Genomic DNA, 19,136 nt, shown 5'->3' on the forward strand with positions numbered 1-19,136 from the left:
GTTTTACACTCCAAGAATGGATAATAAATCGGCCATATTGTCCAACATATAGTCCGGTTCAAATCGTGCTAAATAATCTTTGCCCTTCAGCGACCAGGCAACACCGGCCGTTTTCGTTCCGGCATTTTTTCCTGCCAAAATATCGTGGTGGTTATCCCCGACCATTAATGTTTCTTCAGGAACAGACTGTAACTGTTCTAATGCAAGCAGAATCGGTTCCGGATCAGGCTTTGGTTTTTTTACATGGTCAATGGCAACAAGACAATCAAAAAATTCATCGAGTTTTGTAAGCTTGATCCCTTTTAATGCAACATCCATGCGTTTTGTCGTCACGATTCCAAGCTTAAAGCCGTTTTCTTTTAACACCCGAACGGTTTCATACACTCCATTAAATTCTTTTACAAAAAGATCATGGTTGGAGATGTTGAATTCGCGGTATGTTTTCGCCAAATCCTCCGCCAAATCTTTATTAATCCCTTCAAATGTTTCCTCTAAGGTAGGGCCCATAAACGGGATCACATCAGCCCGCTTATATTGGCCTGGAAAGTACTTTTCCAATGTATGTAAAAACGAAGAAATAATTAATTCATTTGTATCAATCAATGTGCCATCTAAATCAAATAATATAGTGTTTAATTTAGTGTTCATATGATGCTATTCCCTTTCTTTTTGCAAGCTCAGCCCGATTCCAGAAAAATCCGACGATAAGCGTCAGCAGGATGGCAGTGCCCAGACGGATGAAGAAAAGCGGCAGTACAGAAATTCCGAGCGGCACAAAAATTAATGTATCCTCAACAACAGCATGGCAAGCTGCAAGGAAAATAAACGCCAGCGTTACATCCTTTTTGCTGACGCCGTCCTCCTTAACGGCTTGGATCATAACTCCCGCGCCATACGCAAGACCGAACAAAAGGCCTGCTGCCAAAGTGGTTGATGTATTTTCTTTCATACCGAGGATCTTTGTCACGGGCGCCATCCATTTCGAAAATACATGAAGCCATTTTAAATCCTTCAATATTTGAATACCGATCATCAGCGGAATGACAATGATAGCCAGCTGTAAAATACCGATTCCCGCTTTCTGAAGACCGTCCATTATAATGTTTGCCCAGCCGCTTACCTGATCCTCTTTTGGAGGAATCAAACCGTACTTTGCCAGTTCGGAGCCGCCTTGCCAAATGAGGTTTATCACAATGGCAGACAGAAAGGCAAGGCCGAGCCTGACGGTGGTGATGATCCATAATTTTACCCCGACTTTAAGGGCGACACTTGATTCCACAAGAATGTTATGTGAAAACGAAAGCATGACGACAACGATAAAAACTTCCTTTACCGTTAAATCAAGAGATAAAATCGCGCCAATGGCGGCATATAAATTTAAAAAATTTCCGATTACGATTGGAATCGCGGCATCCCCTGACAAACCAAGTACATTCATAAACGGCGTAATCAGGCCGATCAACCACGGTAAAACAGGTGTATATTGAAGCAAAGAAACAAAAAGTGTAATCGGAAAAATAATTTTCCCTAGAGACCATGTTGTTTTTAGCCCGATGATACTACCCCTTTTGAGTGACCCAATCAGCATTTTATTTATTCTCCTCTGCTCATCCAATTCCACCAGGAAATGTTTTCTATATTACTCATTGCTTTTATCTAAATAACGTGCAGCCGAATTTCGATTCATCCTCCTGTAAACCATTAATACAGTTGCACCGATAATTAGAACAATTGAGATCGTTTGTGCCATCCTTAAATTTTCCGTAAGCATTAAACTATCTGTCCTCATACCTTCGATAAAAAACCGACCGATTGAATACCAGATAACATACGTCAAAAACAGTTCGCCTCTCCGCAAATTAACCCGTCTTAATAAGATCAGTACGATAAACCCAAGAAAGTTCCAAATCGATTCATATAAAAAAGTCGGATGGTAGTAAGCTCCGTTAATATACATCTGGTTAATAATAAATTCCGGCAAATGCAAGCCTTCAAGAAAAGAACGGCTTACCTCTCCTCCGTGTGCTTCTTGATTAATAAAGTTTCCCCAGCGGCCGATCGCCTGGCCAAGAATAATGCTAGGTGCAGCAACATCCGCCAATTTCCAGAAAGAAATGCCTCTATTTTTAGAAAAAACAGATGCGGTAATAACTGATCCAATCAGGGCGCCGTGAATGGCAATTCCCCCATTCCAAATCTTAATAATTTCACCCGGGTTCCGGGAATAATAATCCCATTGGAAAATAACATAATAAATGCGTGCGGAAATAATCGCAATCGGAATCGCCCAAAGCATTAAATCAGCGAATAAATCCTTTGGCAGGCCGCGCTTTTCCCCTTCTCTCATGGCAACCCAAAGAGCGAGAGCAATCCCGAGGCCAATAATCACACCATACCAGTGAACTTGGATCGGCCCAAGCGTGAAGGCAATTGGGTCAATCGGCTGAATGTTCTCTTCCATTATTTCACCTCAAAACTGAATTTCTGTTACACGTCTTCATGGTCACCGTCTTCAATCGCATCTGACAAACGATTTGTAAATTGCAGTGCAGCGTTTACTCCCATTCGTTTTAACCGGAAATTCATCGCCGCAACTTCAATGATGACGGCAAGATTTCTGCCGGGTCGCACCGGAACCGTAATTTTTGTAATTTCTGAATCCATGATATTCACTTTTTCCTCATCCAGCCCAAGCCGGTCATACTGCTTGTTTGGATCCCACAGTTCAAGATCAATGACAAGATTAATTCGCTTATGACTGCGGACTGCACCGGCTCCAAACAAGGTCATAACATTGATAATCCCGAGTCCTCTGATTTCAAGCAGATGCTCAATGAGTTCAGGAGCACTTCCGATAAGTATATCCTGGTCTTCCTTCCGGATTTCAACACAATCGTCAGCGACAAGACGGTGTCCGCGTTTTACAAGCTCAAGGGCCGTTTCGCTCTTTCCGACCCCGCTTTTTCCGGTGATCAGTACACCGATACCGTAAACATCCACAAGAACGCCGTGAACGGCAGTAGTCGGAGCAAGTTTCCCTTCCAGAAAGTTCGTCAGCCTGCTTGAAAAACGAGTTGTTTTTAACGGGGAGCGAAGCACTGGCACCGATTCCCGTTCAGAAGCTTCGATCAGCTCCTTTGGAACCTCCATCTCTCGTGTAATAATAATGGCCGGAGTGATATCTGTACATAATTTTTCCATCCTTGTTCTTCGGGCATCTTCATCTAATTGTTCAAAAAAAGAAAGTTCTGTTCTTCCAAGCAATTGAATCCTCTCAGCCGGATAATAATCAAAATACCCTGCCATTTCAATTCCGGGGCGAGAAATATCACTTGTTGTAATCGGGCGGTCAATTCCCTCTTCTCCACTAATCAGCTCCAGTGAAAACTTTTCAATAATGTCCCTGGTTCGTACTTTCGGCAATCTTTTTACCTCCTTTATCACGGCAATCCTATACAATCATTATTTTTATTTTAGCATTTTTTAGCCTTGAACCAAATTTCATTGGACAAAAAACACTGCGTTTACGTTTATATAAAGTATACAATTGTTTGAATACTTTTTGTTCCTAATTTAATTGAAAAATATTTTTCAAATCGTATAAGCAACTTTACAAAATGTACGGTAAACTATCTAATGTCAATGATTTACAGGGTGAATAAACAATGAAAAAAACTCTTTTAAAAAATGTTGAAATTTACACAGGCGAGGAAGTCATAGATAACGGCTATCTTCTTTTTGAGGATGATAAAATTCTCGCTATTGGTTTTATGAAGGATCTGGTTGTCCCGGAAAACACCGAGGAAATCAATTTGGACTCAAGTCTTAAAGCAGCTCCGGGTTTTATCGATCTTCATATTCACGGGGCCGGCGGAGCAGATACGATGGACGCCACCATAGAAGCATTGTCAACGATGGCAGGCATCCTCCCGGCTGAAGGAACGACAAGTTTTTTAGCAACAACCATTACACAGGAAACAAAAAGCATTGAAGATGCCTTAAAAAACGCAGCAAACTACCGAAAACATCATAATAAGCCCGGAGAAGCTGAAATTCTCGGCATTCATCTTGAAGGTCCGTTTATCAATGAAAAACGGTCCGGGGCCCAGCCTGTCGAGCATATACGCGAGCCGGATATTGACCTTTTTAAACAATGGCAGGAATTAGCTGAGAACGGAATTAAGCTTGTAACACTGGCACCAGAAAAAGAAAACGGCCTGGAATTTGTCAGCTATCTGGACCAATCGGGAGTCGTTGCCTCAATCGGCCATTCAGATGCGACATATGACGAAACAATAAAGGCTGTAGAAGCCGGAGCAAAGCATGTCACTCATCTATTTAACGGAATGAGAGGATTGCACCATCGGGAGCCTGGAATTGCCGGCGCCGCTCTTCTGCTGAAAGAATTGTTGGTTGAAATCATAGCAGATGGAATCCATGTCCGTCCGGAAATGATTCAGCTTTCTTTACAAACAAAAGGAATTGACCGAATGATTTTAATTACAGATTCTATGAGAGCGAAATGCTTAAAAAACGGAACATATGACCTCGGCGGACAGGATGTGACCGTGAATGACGGAAAAGCTCTGTTAGAAAACGGAACCCTCGCCGGAAGCATCTTAAAAATGAAAGATTCGATTCAAAATATAATAAAATTCACAGGGATTTCACTATTAGACGCGATTCAGCTGGCAAGCGTAAACCCGGCAAAACAAATGGGTGTCTATGACCGTAAAGGAAGCCTTGCACCGGGAAAAGACGCTGACATTGTCATTCTTGACGAAAACTATGAAGTGTTTTCGACTTTCTGCCGCGGAAAAATAGCTTATAAAAGAGGAGGAGAGAACTCAACATTATGAATATTATAAAAGCTGAAAATTATGATGAAATGAGCCAGATGACCGCGAATAAAATCATTGAAATAGTACGGACCAATCCAAAAGTAACAATTGGACTAGCGACAGGAAGCACTCCTAAAGGTGTTTACAAAAAACTAATTGAAGACCACAAGGCGAACGGAACGACATACAAACAAGTTACAACCGTCAATCTCGATGAATACATCGGCATCTCCCGGAACGACCCAAACAGCTATCATTTTTTCATGCGTGAACAATTGTTCAATCACATTGACATTCCTCTTGAACAGACATACATTCCGGACGGGATGGCAAAAGATCTTCAACTCGAATGCACACGATTTGAGAGTGTGATTCAAGATCTTGGCGGTGTGGACCTTCAACTTTTAGGAATTGGCCATAACGGGCACATCGGCTTCAATGAACCGGGAACTTCGTTTGAAAGCCGCACCCATGTCGTAACACTTGCTGAAAGTACAAGAAAAGCAAATGCGCGATTTTTTCCTTCACTAGAAGAGGTGCCTACCCACGCGATCACAATGGGAATTGCGACAATTATGGAAAGCAAGGAAATTATTTTGCTTGCATCAGGTGCATCAAAAGCAGAAGCGATTGCAAAACTGGTACATGGCGAAGTAAATGAAAATTTTCCGGCATCCGTTCTTAAGCTTCATAAAAATGTGACGATCATTGCTGATAAAGATGCCTTACAATTCATTTAGCCTCAGAACAAGGAGGTTCATCATTTACGGCTTGCGCCATGTCCAATATGAACCTTTTTTCATATGTAAAAAGTGAACAAGCTGTCTTGAAAAGAGGTGAAAAAATGAAGATAATGCTTGATGCGGGCCACGGGTATTCTACAAAAGGCAAACGCAGCCCTGACGGCTTACAGGAGTACGAATTCAATCGGGCTGTTGCAAATTTTGCAAGAGATTTGCTGCAGGAATTTGAAAATGTTGCCGTTTATTTTGCCCATTCCGACCAGAGGGATGTTCCATTGCAGGAGCGTACTGACAAGGCTAACAGTTTGAAAGTGGATTGCTATGTGGCGATTCATGCGAATGCATATGGAAACACATGGAATGATGCAGGCGGGATTGAAACATATGTTCATATTTCAAAACCTCTTGAAGCAACTAAACTGGCCGAAAAAATTCAACAAAATTTAGCGAACTCGACCGGTCTGCGGGATCGAGGCGTAAAAACCGCTGATTTTCATGTTTTAAGGGAAACAAAAATGACGTCAGTACTGGTCGAATGCGGATTTATGACCAATCGTGAAGAAGTGAAGCTGCTTCGCTCAGATAATTACAGAAGAACATGCGCTGAAGCGATTGTAAAAGCCATAGCTGATCACTATAAGTTAAAAAAGAAAATTGTACAACCCCCTCCAGCCGCTAAAGGAATTTATAAAATCCAAGTCGGAGCTTTTAAAGAATTGAAAAATGCAGAAGAACTCGCAGAGCGGCTGAGAAAAGACGGTTATAACCCGTTTATTTACTTCGAAAAGTAAAACATGTGCTGCATGCTTGGATGAACGCGATCCAAGCATTTTTTTATTGAGGAGCTTGCAAAAAAATAAAAACTTTGGAGTGAAGTTATTGTTTTTTCACATACTAACCTCGAATTTAATCAAAGGAGGTTTCCGTATGAAAAAAATGACAACATTATTCACAATAACTGTTCTATCCTTTTTGCTTATCAGTGTTAGCGTGAATGCGATGGAAGGAGCAGCCGGACCGGCATGCAACCTGCAAAAACAAAATACAATGTCTGTTCTTTGGTTCCAGACAGCCGGAGAAGCAAAAGCATTATTTCATCAAGGGTACAACATAGGAAAAATGAGACTCGATGAAGCTTTAGAGAAAAAGGCGAAAAAGCCTGCTGTTGTGCTTGATCTCGATGAAACGGTATTAGACAACAGCCCATACTTTGCATGGACGATAAAAACCGGAATTCGAAATCGCGAAACATGGAAAGAGTGGATTAATCGGGCCGAGGCAAAAGCACTTCCTGGAGCAGTTGAATTTTTGACGTATGCCGACTCAAAGGGAGTGGAGATTTTTTACATATCGAACAGAAAAGAAGCCCAAAAGGAAGCGACGATTAAAAACTTGCAGCAGATTGGTGCACCGCAGGCAACTGCAGAACACGTTCTGTTAAAACAGCCCGGTGAAAAAGGCAAAGAAACACGCCGTCAACATGTAGCAAAAACACATGACATTGTCTTATTATTTGGGGATAACTTATCAGATTTCAAAGGATTTGATCGATTATCTGCTCCAGAAAGAGTCCAAAACGTTGAAAAACAGAAAGATGAATTTGGCAAAAAACTTATTGTCTTCCCGAATCCAATGTATGGTGATTGGGAAAAAGCCATCTATAATAATAATTTCGGCATATCAAACAGTGAAAAAGCAAAATTAAGAGAAGGAAGCTTGCAGCCATTTACACCTTAAAATAATATTGTTATGGAAGGCCAAAATAATAATCATAAACAGTAAAGACCAAGCCGCAAGTTATGCGAATTGGTCTTTTTTCTCGTCTTTGGACAGCTTAAAACTCCTGCACGTTTTTTAAGTGTATTGATCCGGTTTTTGAATCAGCGAACACTTTAACTACTTTTTTCTCGTCATTTACCGGTTTAAAGCGGAGCATTTTTTGAATCTTTTCCGTTTTTTCTTCTACAATTTGAATGCCCTCGAGCTCAACAGAAAAACCACCTAGATTTGTTTTTAGCTCGCCTTCAGCAGAAACAGATTCTGGAAGGAAAATATCGATGCTGCCTGTTGTCGCTTTCGCAACGATCGACTCTGTCCGGTTTTTTAATGAACAATGAACATCGCCATTAAAAGTTTGAACATCTGCTTTTACAAAATCTCCATCCAATTGAATGGCTCCGTTAATTGATTCAAGTTCGATCTCATCTGCCGTACTGTTGGATAATTGAATATGACCATTGGCGATCTCAACTTCCGTTTTGCGGGAAATAATGGCATCGAGATTAATTTTTCCGTTAGCTGCCTTCACTTTAAGGTTATTTACTTTTAAGTTTTTGCCTTCAATCGGGCCATTAAACATTCGGACTCTCACATAATCATAGTCTTCCTGAGGCACATAAATTTTTGCATCAACTTTCATCCATTTTTGCTGAGTGCTGAACCGCATTTTGCCCCCTTCAACCGCAAACAAAACTTCCTTTATAAAGGATTGCCTCGCTTCTTCCTGAGAATGAACCCGATAGACTTTCGCATTGCATTCAATCCGGACATCGCGCTGATCCCATGGCACGAGTTTGACTGCCCCGTTTGCCACGTCCACATCTATTTCTTTTACAATAGCTTCTCCATGATGGAAAATATGCGAAACCTCGATCGACCGGCCAAAATTAAGGTCTAAATCAAAATCCTTAATCTTTTTCAAAGCAGAATCAACGAAGTCAAAAATTTTATCTTTCACAGATTGAAATTTGTGATGGACAGAATCTTCCTTTTTTGCTTCTTCATAGTTTACGGCCTCGGATAATTCATGAATGATTTCCTCCTGCTTCTGCTCCATCGTTTTGCTGCTTTTATCGAGCTCTTCCAGTAAGGTTAACGCTTCATTGACGGATAGTTTGCCCTCTTGGACCATTTTTAAAATTCGCTGACGTTCCTCTTTCATCATTTTCCCTCCAAAGAGTTTTTGAAAACGCAAGACCTGAATTAACGCAAAACCTTAATGCCTTTTACAATGTTCCACACTAGTACGATACAGCTCAAAATGATCATTAATACGAAGGAAGTGAAAAAGATGACCGGAAAGGTTGTTGTTAGCTCCTCGATGATTATTTCGGAAAAGACTGAAAATAAAAGGATCGGCAACGGGATGAGCGGAATTAAGTGTGAGAAAAATGCTTTTTTTGCGTGACCCTTTACTTCTTCATCTTCGGCTGCCAGCCAGACGATTAACGGAAAAAGAATTCCGGCAAACAATACACTGAAATAACTTAAACTTGATAGAATTTTATTCGTTTCCACTTTCATCAGCTCCTTTGTATGTATTTACGCAAGGAGTTTTTGAAAGTTTCATATTTCCGGACCAATTCCGGATAAAATAAGGCTATAAAAAAGAGGTGCCTTTTTGCTTCAATTGGAGGCTTGGCTCTTAAAATGAACGAAGGCTCATAAATTAAAACGAAGGCTCATATTAAAAATTAAAAGCTCATAAATAAAAATGAAGGCTCATATATAAATTTAAAGGCTCATTAATCGAAAAAACGGCTCATAAGTACTTAATAACGGCTCATAAACCTGGAATGTTAACTTAAAAAAGCAGCTGCGATACCACAGCTGCTTTTTCATCTATTGATTTGTGACTTTTTCCTTCTGTTCAATCAGCTTTTTCATCCGTAGCCTGTCTCGCTCAAGAATTGGCTTTAAATATTTTCCTGTATAAGAACCGGGCACTTCCGCTACCTCCTCCGGTGTACCTTTTGCAACGATCGTGCCGCCCCGGTCACCGCCTTCCGGACCAAGGTCGATAATATAATCGGCAGCTTTAATCACATCAAGGTTATGCTCAATCACTAATACTGTATCCCCGTTGTCTACAAGCCGCTGCAAAACAGTAAGAAGGCGGGAAATATCGTCTACATGAAGCCCTGTTGTAGGCTCATCCAAAATATAAAAGGAACGGCCGGTCGAGCGGCGATGCAGTTCGGAAGCAAGCTTCACGCGCTGGGCCTCTCCCCCTGAAAGCGTTGTTGCCGGCTGACCCAATTTGATATACCCTAGTCCGACATCGGCAATCGTTTGCAGCTTTCGTTTAATTTTCGGGATATTCTCGAAAAATACGAGAGCATCTTCAACGGTCATATCCAGGATTTCGGAAATATTTTTGCCTTTGTATTTCACCTCAAGCGTTTCACGGTTGTAGCGTTTTCCGTGGCAAACTTCACAAGGAACGTATACATCAGGCAAAAAATGCATTTCAATCTTAATAATTCCGTCGCCGCGGCATGCTTCACATCGGCCGCCTTTCACGTTAAAACTGAAACGGCCTTTTTTATAACCGCGCACCTTCGCTTCATTTGTAGCCGCAAAAACATCGCGAATATCATCAAACACTCCTGTATAAGTTGCCGGATTGGACCTTGGAGTCCGGCCTATCGGCGACTGGTCAATGTCAATGACTTTATCGAGATACTCAATCCCTTTAATTTCTTTATGCTCACCCGGTCTGCTTTTTGCATGGTTAAGCTTTTGGGCAAGTGATTTATGAAGAATTTCATTAATCAATGTGCTTTTTCCTGAACCGGACACGCCTGTAACCGCGATAAAAGTCCCCAGCGGAAACTTGACATTTACATTCTTAAGATTATTTTCTTTCGCCCCTTTAATTTCTACATAGCGGCCGTCAGGTTTTCTGCGTTCAATCGGAAGCGGAATAAATTTTTTCCCGGAAAGATACTGGCCTGTCAGCGAGTTCGGGTCATTCATGACTTCCTCCGGAGTTCCCGCAGAAACAATTTGACCGCCGTGGACTCCTGCTCCCGGACCAACATCAATTAAATAATCTGCAGCGAGCATCGTATCTTCGTCATGTTCGACGACAATCAGCGTATTTCCGATATCACGCATATTTTTCAACGTATCAATCAACCTGTCATTATCACGCTGATGAAGCCCGATTGACGGTTCATCCAAAATATAAAGAACGCCTGTCAGCCGGGACCCGATTTGGGTCGCCAGACGAATGCGCTGTGCCTCTCCTCCCGACAGCGTACCGGCCGCACGGCTTAGCGTTAAATAATCCAACCCTACATTGATCAAGAAGCCGAGTCTTTCCTTAATTTCTCTTAAAATGAGATTGGCGATCTTAAACTCTTTTTCTGTTAAGTCAAGGTTTGTAAAGAACTGGTGGGCTTCTACGATCGAAAGTTCGGTGACCTGCCCGATATGCCTTCCGTTAATCAGAACGGAGAGGCTTTCTTTTTTCAGGCGATGCCCTTTGCATGTCGGACACGGCTGATGAGCCATATATTTTTCCATTTGTTCACGGACATAATCAGAGCTTGTTTCTTTATAGCGCCGTTCTACATTGTGAAGAACTCCTTCAAATTCAATATAGTTTTCTCTCATTTGGCCAAAATCGTTTTCATAACGGAAATAAATCCGCTCACCTTTTGAGCCGTATAAAATTTTATCGAGTAAATGCTCCGGCAAGTCCTTAACCGGAACATCCATATCAATTCCATAGTGGTTGCATACCGATTCAAGCAGCTGCGGATAATATTGCGAACTTGATGGTTCCCACGGAGCAATTGCATGTTCTCTTAAAGTAAGATCCTTATTCGGAATAACTAGGTCGACATCAACTTCAAGCTTTGAGCCGAGACCGTCGCAGTCAGGGCAGGCGCCATAAGGGCTGTTAAAAGAAAACATCCGCGGTTCAAGCTCTTGAATCGAAAAACCGCAATGAGGGCATGCATGATGCTCGCTGAAAAGCAGCTCCTCTTCACCAATCACATCAATGATGACTTTTCCATCACCAAGACGTAATGCTGTTTCTAACGAATCCGACAGCCGGGGCGCAATTCCGTCTTTCACGACGATCCGGTCAATGACGACTTCAATCGAGTGCTTTTTATTTTTCTCAAGCTCAATTTCATCGCCCAGGTCATGCATTTCACCGTCAATTCGGACACGGACGTACCCTTGTTTTTTAATTTCATCGAGTGTTTTTGCATGGGTGCCTTTCCGTCCTGATACAACGGGTGCAAGAATTTGCAGCCTGGTTCTTTCCGGGTATTCCAAGATGCGGTCCACCATCTGTTCAATTGTTTGTGAGGAAATCTCAATTCCGTGCACCGGGCATGTCGGCCGTCCGACTCTTGCAAATAAAAGCCTTAAATAATCATATATTTCCGTTACTGTTCCAACCGTTGACCGAGGATTCCTGCTAGTTGTTTTTTGGTCAATGGAAATGGCCGGAGACAATCCTTCAATTGAATCTACATCAGGCTTATCCATTTGACCGAGGAACTGGCGGGCGTAGGCGGAAAGAGATTCCACATATCTGCGCTGCCCCTCTGCATAAATCGTATCAAAGGCGAGCGACGACTTTCCTGAACCGGAAAGCCCTGTTACCACAACAAGCTTATCTCTCGGAATGGTGACATCAATATTTTTTAAATTATGAACTCTGGCACCTTTTACAACAAGTTTTTCCATCGCCATGTAATCGTCATCCTTCCGCTTTTAACTCAAGTATTAAATCACGAAGCTCGGCGGCCCGTTCGAAGTTTAAAGCTTTTGCCGCTTCCTTCATTTCTTTTTCCATATCGGCAATTAATTTTTCCCGCTCTTTCTTCGTCAATTTGCCAAAGCTTTGAGCCGGTTTGTATTCTTCCTGTTCTTCAGCCGCATATGTGGCACGGATGACATCGCGAATTTCTTTCTTAATTGTTTGCGGTGTAATTCCGTGTTTTTTATTGTATTCTTCCTGAATCGCACGGCGGCGCTTCGTTTCATTAATTGCAATTTCCATTGACTGGGTCATCCGGTCAGCATACATAATGACATGACCGTTTGCATTCCGGGCTGCCCGGCCGATCGTCTGAATAAGAGAACGCTCCGAACGAAGAAAGCCCTCTTTATCAGCGTCAAGAATCGCAACAAGAGAAACTTCGGGAATATCAAGTCCTTCTCTTAACAAGTTGATCCCGACAAGAACATCAAACTTCCCGAGGCGAAGGTCCCGGATAATTTCAATCCGCTCAAGCGTTTTTATCTCTGAATGCAAATATTGAACCTTAATCCCGATTTCTTTCAAATAGTCAGTTAAGTCTTCCGCCATTTTCTTCGTCAGCGTCGTTACAAGAACTCGTTCATTCCGTTTAATCCGGTCCTGAATTTCGCCGATCAAATCATCAATCTGCCCTTCAATCGGACGGACATCAATCGTCGGATCCAGCAGGCCGGTCGGCCGGATAATCTGCTCAACCATTTCGGGAGAGTGCTCCAGCTCATAAGGTCCCGGAGTCGCCGAAACATATACAATTTGATTAATATGTTTTTCAAATTCTTCAAATGTCAGCGGACGGTTGTCCAGTGCTGAAGGGAGCCGGAAACCGTGGTCGACAAGAACCTGCTTCCGGGCACGGTCGCCATTATACATTCCACGGATTTGCGGCAAAGTGACATGTGATTCATCAATAACAATGAGAAAATCGTCAGGAAAATAATCCAGCAATGTATAAGGCGTTGAACCCGGAGGCCTTAATGTCAGATGCCTCGAGTAATTTTCAATTCCTGAACAAAAGCCCATTTCCCTCATCATTTCAAGATCATATCGGGTCCGCTGCTCAAGGCGCTGCGCCTCCAAAAGTTTGTCTTCTGCGCGAAGCTTTTTAAGCTGCTCTTCCAATTCTTTTTCTATATTTTCGATGGCGATTCGCATTTTTTCTTCACGCGTAACGAAGTGGGAAGCCGGAAAGATCGCAGCATGCTCGCGCTCCCCTAAAATTTCTCCTGTTAACGCATCGACTTCACGGATTCGGTCAATTTCGTCTCCAAAAAACTCAACACGGATGCAGTGTTGATCCCTTGAAACAGGAAAAATTTCCACAACATCCCCGCGCACGCGGAATGTCCCCCGTTTGAAGTCAATGTCATTCCGTTCATATTGGACATCAACGAGGCGGTGCAGCAGCTGGTTTCGTTCAATTTCCATGCCGACACGCAATGAAACGACGAGTTCACGGTATTCTTCAGGCGAACCGAGGCCATATATGCATGAAACGCTGGCAACGATGATCACATCCCGTCTTTCAAACAGAGCAGATGTAGCCGAGTGGCGCAGCTTATCAATTTCATCATTGATGCTTGCATCTTTTTCAATATAAGTATCTGTTTGCGGAACATACGCTTCAGGCTGATAATAGTCGTAGTAGCTGACAAAATATTCGACCGCATTATTCGGGAAAAATTCTTTAAACTCACTGTAAAGCTGTCCGGCAAGCGTTTTGTTGTGGGCAATTACAAGGGTCGGTTTATTCACCTCTTTAATCACATTCGAAATCGTAAATGTTTTCCCTGTTCCCGTTGCCCCTAAAAGTGTTTGGTGCTTCTTCCCATTCTTTATGCCTTCCACAAGTTTTCTTATCGCTTCAGGCTGATCGCCTTGGGGCGAATATTTCGAAACTAATTCAAATTGCTCCGTCACAAAAAAACCTCCTGTTCCGCAATGGTATGAACCCAAAAGTGATTCGAGCTATTTACTTTTATCGCAATCAAATATGGATAAAAACCACCACTGACAAAGTTTCACATTATCCGTCTTCAAAAACTCATATCAACATTCTACCACAAAGCACTCAAAACAAACCAATAAAGTGCGAACGAATATTCGATTTTTTTTGATCTTAACAAAGACCTCAAATTGCCCGAGGTTCTTCAGTTTTTTCTTTTCAAAGCAAAAAACCTGTCGAAAAAAGCAGACAGGTTTAACAAAGGTTATTTCGATTTTCGTATTAAATCTGTTAAGCGCTCCTCCGGATTCTGGCGATCATTCTTCTTGCAAACCAAAAACCTAGTGTTAAAGAAAACGCATCAACGACAATCAGCCCGAGTGAATTCGTGTACCCTTTATAGACCGAGGCGGCTATCAGCGCGACTGTAAGAATAAGCCCGATTACATGATGATACGTTACCCTTGTAAACAGCAAAACTAACAGGCATGGCAAAAATAAAGCCGAAAAATATTTAATAACCATAAGGACACCTTCTTAAAAAATGCAGATTTTTCTACCACTGGATCATTTAACGCTTATCAATAGAATATATCTTCTTTTCAGCGTATACAAGTTTTTTACAACGATTCCGTCATCATTCATTGCTAAAAGGGTAGGGGCCAGACCCCTACCCTTTCTTTCTTCTTAGCTTGCTTATGCTTTCAAAAACGATTGGAACAATTAAGAGAGTAAGCAGGGTTGAACTTGTTAATCCGCCTATTACGGTAACGCCAAGCCCTTTGGATATCAATCCGCTTCCTTCCATGCCAAATGCGAGCGGCAATAATGCTCCGATCGTCGCAATCGCAGTCATTAAAATCGGGCGCAAGCGGGTTGCCCCTGCCTCAAGCAATGCTTCCCTTGTACTGAGTCCTTCGTTTTCTTTTCGAATAACCCGGTCAATCAGAACGATTGCATTTGTTACTACAATACCGATTAACATTAAGGCGCCGATCATTGCCGACACACTGATTGTCTCACCGGCAATCAGCAGGGCAACGAGCCCGCCGATAACCGCGAACGGCAATGAAAACAGAATCGTAAACGGTGCAAGAGCGCCGCCGAAAGTTACGACGAGGATAAAATAAACGATAGCAATGGCAGCGAGCATCGCCAATCCTAATTGTGTAAAGGTTTCCTGAATATCTTCCGTAACCCCTCCCATCGAAATTTCCACATTTGAAGGCAAGTCAATCTTATCCACTTCTTTTTGAAGTTTTGCAGACGCTTTGGCAACATCATCTGTTGTCAGCTCGGCGCTGACTTCTGCATAAATCCGGCCGTCACGGCGCGTAACGGTGTCCGATGTTTTTCCTTTCTTGATTTCAACCAATTCACTTACAGGAACTTCGATGCCAAGCGGTGATTGAATCTTTTCTTCGATCATATCATTGACACTTTCATAGCTTTCTTCTTCAACTTGAAGATAGACATTCAGCTCTTCCCCGTCTTTTTCAATTGTCGTCAGAACGGGGCGCTCCCTTGTCTGAGAAAGTTCCATGCCGATTTGTGCAGCCGTTAATCCGAGCTTGCTCAATTTTTTCTGATCAGCGACGAGTGTAAATTCATCATATGATTCGGAAATGCTCGAATCAATTTTCGTAAAACTTTTGTCCTTTTTCATAATGTCTTGAATTTCTTTTACAACCGGTTCGATATCTTCCCGCTTTTCACCGTATACATAATAGACAATTTCATTGCTGCCGGCTTGAGAATGAAAATCTTGAGAAGCCCATTCACCTTCTGCTGTTTTTTCCTGAAGATCCTTAATCACCTTTTCCTTTTCCTCTTCAAAATTAGGTGTATCATCTTCATATGCAATAAACATGATCGCGCTGTTCGTATCACCCGGATTCATAGGGTTTTCGCTTCCAAGCGACAATTGAACCGTCTTTACGTTATCCCTCTCAAGGAAGAATTTCTCTGCATCTGACGTGTATTTTTTCACTTGCTCCAATGTTTCCCCCGGGGCAGGTTTATACGTAACAACCATCATTTTCTCTTCTTCAGACGGCAGGAAGCTGACCCCGATGACAGGAACAAGGAATAAGCTTCCGACAAGGAGGAGCAATGCCATTAAGCTTGTCACAATCTTATGGTTTAACGACCAGTTTAAAATTTTCCTATAAGCTTGAGCCAATCTTCCAGGCTTATCCTCGTCGTGATGGACTCCTTCTTTTAAGCCTTTTTTAAATAGAGAATGAGCCATCATCGGTACAATCGTAATCGCAACAAGCAATGAAGCGAGCAACGAAAAGACGATGGTTAAGGCAAACGGCATGAACAGCTCGCCGACCATTCCCTTCACAAGTGCAAGAGGAAGAAACACGGCGATCGTTACGATCGTTGATGACATAATCGGAATAAACATTTCTTTCGTCGCTTCGCGGATCAATTCCATTCCTTTCAGCTTTTCGTCCTTCAGCGACATTCTCCGGTATATGTTTTCAATTACGACGATCGAATCGTCGATCACCCGGCCGATTGCGACGGTCATCGCGCCTAAAGTCATCATATTCAGCGTAATATCCATCTGCTTTAGCAATAAAATGGCAATCAAAAGCGACAGCGGGATCGAAATAACCGCAATCAAAGTAGATCTGATATTTCTCAAGAATAATAGAATGATGACGACCGCAAACGCTGCTCCGAACAGCGCCTTGCTTAACATCGTCTCTACAGAATCTTCAATCGGCGTAGCCTGGTCAAACGTTGTGACTACTTCCAGACCTTCAATTTCGTCTTCAAATTTTTTCAACTCTTCTTTTACTTCATTCGCGACCGTAACGGTGTTGGCATCAGCCGTTTTTACAATTTGAAGGCCAATCGCTTCTTTTCCATTCGTTCTCGAAATCGATTCTGCCTTGCCAACCAATTTAATATCAGCAATGTCTTCAAGTTTTACAGTCTGAAGCACTAAACCTTGCTGCGGCTGTCTTTGGATATTTCCTTGGGAAGTTCCGTCCAGAGATATTCCAGCTGCATTGTTTTGAGATGCTGCTGCGAAACCTTGTGAACCTGCTGCAGGATTTCCCTGAGGCGCCGCCATGGAACCGCTCTGCGGACCTGCAGCAGGATTTCCCTGATTGACTGCCTGCGAATTGTTCCGGCTTCCGGTTGAAGGGATCACCGGAATTTCCAAAGCTTTTAATTCTTCGATTGTCGTAACATTTCCATCCACAACAACCGATTGCTCTTTATCTTTAAATGTATAAAGCCCTAAAGGAAACGTAATATCTTCGCCTTTTATGTAATTTTTTACTGTTTCCTGGTTTAAACCGTATTGAGCCATTTTCTCATCGTTAAAAACAAGTTGAACCTCTTCGATCTGCTGTCCGGAAATTTGTACGGATGATACACCGTTAATCCCTTCCAAAGCAGGCACGATTTCTTCTTCAACTTTTTTTGTAAGCTGTGCAAGCGACTCTTTTTCATTCGAGATACTTACAGCCACAATTGGGAAGTCATTTATGCTGACCTTTGAAATTTTCGGCTTATTCACGCCATCCGGAAATTGAATCGAAGATAAAGCTTCTTCTAACTCATTTTTTGCCTCGTCCATATCCTTTTCATATTCATATTCGATTTGAACAGATGAAGCATTTTGAAATGAATTAGAACTGACTACATTCACCCCGTTAAGATTTTGGGCCGCTTTTTCAATCGGCACGGAAATCTTATCTTCTACCTCTTCAGGTGTAGCTCCGGGATAAAAAGTGGTAACACTGATAACCGGAGTTTTGATATTCGGAATTGTTTCAAGCTTCATGTTCAGTCCGGAATATAAGCCTGCCGCTGTAATAATGATGGTAAGCAGCCAGACCGCGAACTTATTTTTAAGGGAAAAATTTATTATTTTATCCATTGTTTCCTCCAGCTCCTGTAGCTTAGAAAATTTCACTTGACCGACTGGTCATGATAACAAATAATATAAATGACCAGTCGGTCAGCAGTCAATATAGACTTTAAAAAATTTACAATAAATTAAGGGTTTATCTTTAATGACCAATCGGTCATAATTAGGATAATAGGTTCGGACGGGAGAAAGGAAAATGAAAGAAAAAGAAAAGCTGATTATCGATGCGGCGATGAAATTGTTCGCAAATAAAGGGTTTGACGCCACTTCAATTCAAGAAATAGCGAATGAAGCAGGAATTTCTAAGGGAGCTTTTTATATCTATTTTAAATCGAAAGAATCACTGCTTATTGCAATTTTTAAATATTACTATGAAACAATCAAAGCGCGAATGGATGAAATAAAATCATTAGATTTGCCTCCAAGAGACATGTTTGTTGAACACATTGTCTGCCTTTATTCAGAGATTAGCAAACATAAAGAATTTATTATCATGCAGACGAGAGAACAAGCCATTCCCTTTAATGAATCCATTGCTGAATTTATCAACAGCATGCACATTGAAACATATCAATTTTACAAAAAATCAATGACTGCAATATACGGGAAAAACATTGTTCCATATCTTGGCGATCTTTCGATCATTTTACAAGGCATCTTTCAATCGTATTTACAGCTGATTCTTTTCCAAAACAATCCGATAGACTTTTATAAACTAGCCGGATTCATACTGCGGAGAGCCGATGATTTAGCAAATGGATTGATGAAATCTGAAGAAGAACCAATCGTGCCGCCCCAATTGCTGAATCAGGCACTTTTTGACAGCCGCTTTTTCCAAAAAAAGATGAACAAGAAAGATCTCCAACTTTTAATCAAGAAATTTAAATCTGATTTGGAAAAATCAAGTGACTTATTTGTTACGCTTGATGTGCTTGAAGCTGAAATCAACAGTGAAGCACCAAGAATTCCGTTGATCCAAGGGATGCTCGCGAATTTAAGAGATGTCAAGGAAATGAAAGAATTAAAGCTGCAAATTGAAAATTTCTTTGGACTTTGAGAAAGAACGCAAACGATGAATAGATGATATTTACATAATTTTAACTGTATTCAAAATTATGTTTAACAATCTCCCGTTACTGTTTTA

The 19,136-nt window shown here is 41.7% G+C and carries 15 protein-coding genes; 5 read left to right on the forward strand and 10 right to left on the reverse strand.

Annotation, left to right across the window (positions count from 1 at the left end):
* Positions 1-3: 3 nt before the first annotated feature.
* From ppaX to hprK, 4 genes are read right to left on the reverse strand one after another with little or no spacing between them, the layout of a single operon-like run.
* Complete coding sequence (ppaX, locus tag C0966_RS12220; protein WP_274855925.1) at positions 4-648, reverse strand: pyrophosphatase PpaX; 645 nt, start codon at positions 646-648, stop codon at positions 4-6.
* The gene (locus C0966_RS12225; protein WP_274855926.1) at positions 638-1,588 is read right to left on the reverse strand and encodes a nucleoside recognition domain-containing protein; all 951 of its coding nucleotides are present in this window, start codon (positions 1,586-1,588) and stop codon (positions 638-640) included. The genes ppaX and C0966_RS12225 overlap by 11 nt, the downstream gene beginning before the upstream one ends.
* A 51-nt stretch (positions 1,589-1,639) precedes the next feature.
* Positions 1,640-2,461: a prolipoprotein diacylglyceryl transferase gene (gene lgt, locus C0966_RS12230; protein ID WP_274855927.1), complete on the reverse strand. Its 822-nt coding sequence runs from the start codon at positions 2,459-2,461 to the stop codon at positions 1,640-1,642.
* A 26-nt stretch (positions 2,462-2,487) separates the two neighbouring features.
* Positions 2,488-3,423, reverse strand: coding sequence for an HPr(Ser) kinase/phosphatase (gene hprK, locus C0966_RS12235; protein ID WP_274855928.1), 936 nt, complete (start codon positions 3,421-3,423; stop codon positions 2,488-2,490).
* A 242-nt stretch (positions 3,424-3,665) separates the two neighbouring features.
* On the opposite strand from hprK, the gene nagA reads away from it, so the two are divergent.
* From nagA to C0966_RS12255, 4 genes are all read left to right on the forward strand, one after another.
* Positions 3,666-4,859, forward strand: coding sequence for an N-acetylglucosamine-6-phosphate deacetylase (gene nagA, locus C0966_RS12240; RefSeq protein ID WP_274855929.1), 1,194 nt, complete (start codon positions 3,666-3,668; stop codon positions 4,857-4,859).
* Positions 4,856-5,581 carry a glucosamine-6-phosphate deaminase gene (nagB, locus tag C0966_RS12245; RefSeq protein ID WP_274855930.1) on the forward strand — a complete coding sequence of 242 codons (726 nt, stop codon included), beginning with the start codon at positions 4,856-4,858 and terminating at the stop codon, positions 5,579-5,581. Before nagA ends, nagB begins: the two co-directional genes overlap by 4 nt.
* A 104-nt stretch (positions 5,582-5,685) precedes the next feature.
* A complete protein-coding gene (locus C0966_RS12250) occupies positions 5,686-6,375 on the forward strand; it encodes an N-acetylmuramoyl-L-alanine amidase (protein WP_274855931.1) in 690 nt (229 codons plus the stop codon).
* A 136-nt stretch (positions 6,376-6,511) separates the two neighbouring features.
* On the forward strand, positions 6,512-7,321 hold the full coding sequence (locus C0966_RS12255) for a 5'-nucleotidase, lipoprotein e(P4) family (protein ID WP_274855932.1): 810 nt from the start codon (positions 6,512-6,514) through the stop codon (positions 7,319-7,321).
* Positions 7,322-7,418: 97 nt separating this feature from the next.
* On the opposite strand, the gene C0966_RS12260 is transcribed toward C0966_RS12255, so the two are convergent.
* From C0966_RS12260 to C0966_RS12285, 6 genes are all read right to left on the reverse strand, one after another.
* Entirely contained in the window at positions 7,419-8,525 is a 1,107-nt protein-coding gene (locus C0966_RS12260) for a DUF4097 family beta strand repeat-containing protein (RefSeq protein WP_274855935.1), read from the reverse strand.
* 41 nt (positions 8,526-8,566) lie between these two features.
* Positions 8,567-8,881, reverse strand: a complete 315-nt coding sequence (locus C0966_RS12265) for a DUF4870 domain-containing protein (RefSeq protein WP_274855937.1) — start codon at positions 8,879-8,881, stop codon at positions 8,567-8,569.
* A gap of 324 nt (positions 8,882-9,205) precedes the next feature.
* Positions 9,206-12,082 (reverse strand): excinuclease ABC subunit UvrA, encoded by a 2,877-nt coding sequence (gene uvrA / locus C0966_RS12270; RefSeq protein ID WP_274855939.1) that lies wholly within the window; start codon positions 12,080-12,082, stop codon positions 9,206-9,208.
* A gap of 7 nt (positions 12,083-12,089) precedes the next feature.
* Complete coding sequence (gene uvrB, locus C0966_RS12275) at positions 12,090-14,069, reverse strand: excinuclease ABC subunit UvrB (RefSeq protein ID WP_274855940.1); 1,980 nt, start codon at positions 14,067-14,069, stop codon at positions 12,090-12,092.
* A gap of 316 nt (positions 14,070-14,385) precedes the next feature.
* Positions 14,386-14,619, reverse strand: coding sequence for a DUF2198 family protein (locus tag C0966_RS12280; protein ID WP_274855941.1), 234 nt, complete (start codon positions 14,617-14,619; stop codon positions 14,386-14,388).
* 145 nt (positions 14,620-14,764) lie between these two features.
* Positions 14,765-18,001 (reverse strand): efflux RND transporter permease subunit, encoded by a 3,237-nt coding sequence (locus C0966_RS12285; RefSeq protein ID WP_274855943.1) that lies wholly within the window; start codon positions 17,999-18,001, stop codon positions 14,765-14,767.
* Between the two features lie 187 nt (positions 18,002-18,188).
* Between C0966_RS12285 and C0966_RS12290 the strand changes: the two genes are divergently transcribed.
* The gene (locus C0966_RS12290) at positions 18,189-19,049 is read left to right on the forward strand and encodes a TetR/AcrR family transcriptional regulator (RefSeq protein WP_274855944.1); all 861 of its coding nucleotides are present in this window, start codon (positions 18,189-18,191) and stop codon (positions 19,047-19,049) included.
* Positions 19,050-19,136 lie beyond the last annotated feature (87 nt).

Source organism: Bacillus methanolicus (genome assembly GCF_028888695.1).
GTDB classification, from domain to species: Bacteria; Bacillota; Bacilli; order Bacillales; family Cytobacillaceae; genus Bacillus_Z; species Bacillus_Z methanolicus_B.

Bases quoted from the DNA above. Each gene is read 5' to 3' on its own strand.
- ppaX (WP_274855925.1), bottom strand. From the start codon at position 648: ATGAACACTAAATTAAACACTATATTATTTGATTTAGATGGCACATTG.
- C0966_RS12225 (WP_274855926.1), bottom strand. From the start codon at position 1,588: ATGCTGATTGGGTCACTCAAAAGGGGTAGTATCATCGGGCTAAAAACA.
- lgt (WP_274855927.1), bottom strand. From the start codon at position 2,461: ATGGAAGAGAACATTCAGCCGATTGACCCAATTGCCTTCACGCTTGGG.
- nagA (WP_274855929.1), top strand. From the start codon at position 3,666: ATGAAAAAAACTCTTTTAAAAAATGTTGAAATTTACACAGGCGAGGAA.
- nagB (WP_274855930.1), top strand. From the start codon at position 4,856: ATGAATATTATAAAAGCTGAAAATTATGATGAAATGAGCCAGATGACC.
- C0966_RS12250 (WP_274855931.1), top strand. From the start codon at position 5,686: ATGAAGATAATGCTTGATGCGGGCCACGGGTATTCTACAAAAGGCAAA.
- C0966_RS12255 (WP_274855932.1), top strand. From the start codon at position 6,512: ATGAAAAAAATGACAACATTATTCACAATAACTGTTCTATCCTTTTTG.
- C0966_RS12260 (WP_274855935.1), bottom strand. From the start codon at position 8,525: ATGAAAGAGGAACGTCAGCGAATTTTAAAAATGGTCCAAGAGGGCAAA.
- uvrA (WP_274855939.1), bottom strand. From the start codon at position 12,082: ATGGCGATGGAAAAACTTGTTGTAAAAGGTGCCAGAGTTCATAATTTA.
- C0966_RS12280 (WP_274855941.1), bottom strand. From the start codon at position 14,619: ATGGTTATTAAATATTTTTCGGCTTTATTTTTGCCATGCCTGTTAGTT.
- C0966_RS12285 (WP_274855943.1), bottom strand. From the start codon at position 18,001: ATGGATAAAATAATAAATTTTTCCCTTAAAAATAAGTTCGCGGTCTGG.
- C0966_RS12290 (WP_274855944.1), top strand. From the start codon at position 18,189: ATGAAAGAAAAAGAAAAGCTGATTATCGATGCGGCGATGAAATTGTTC.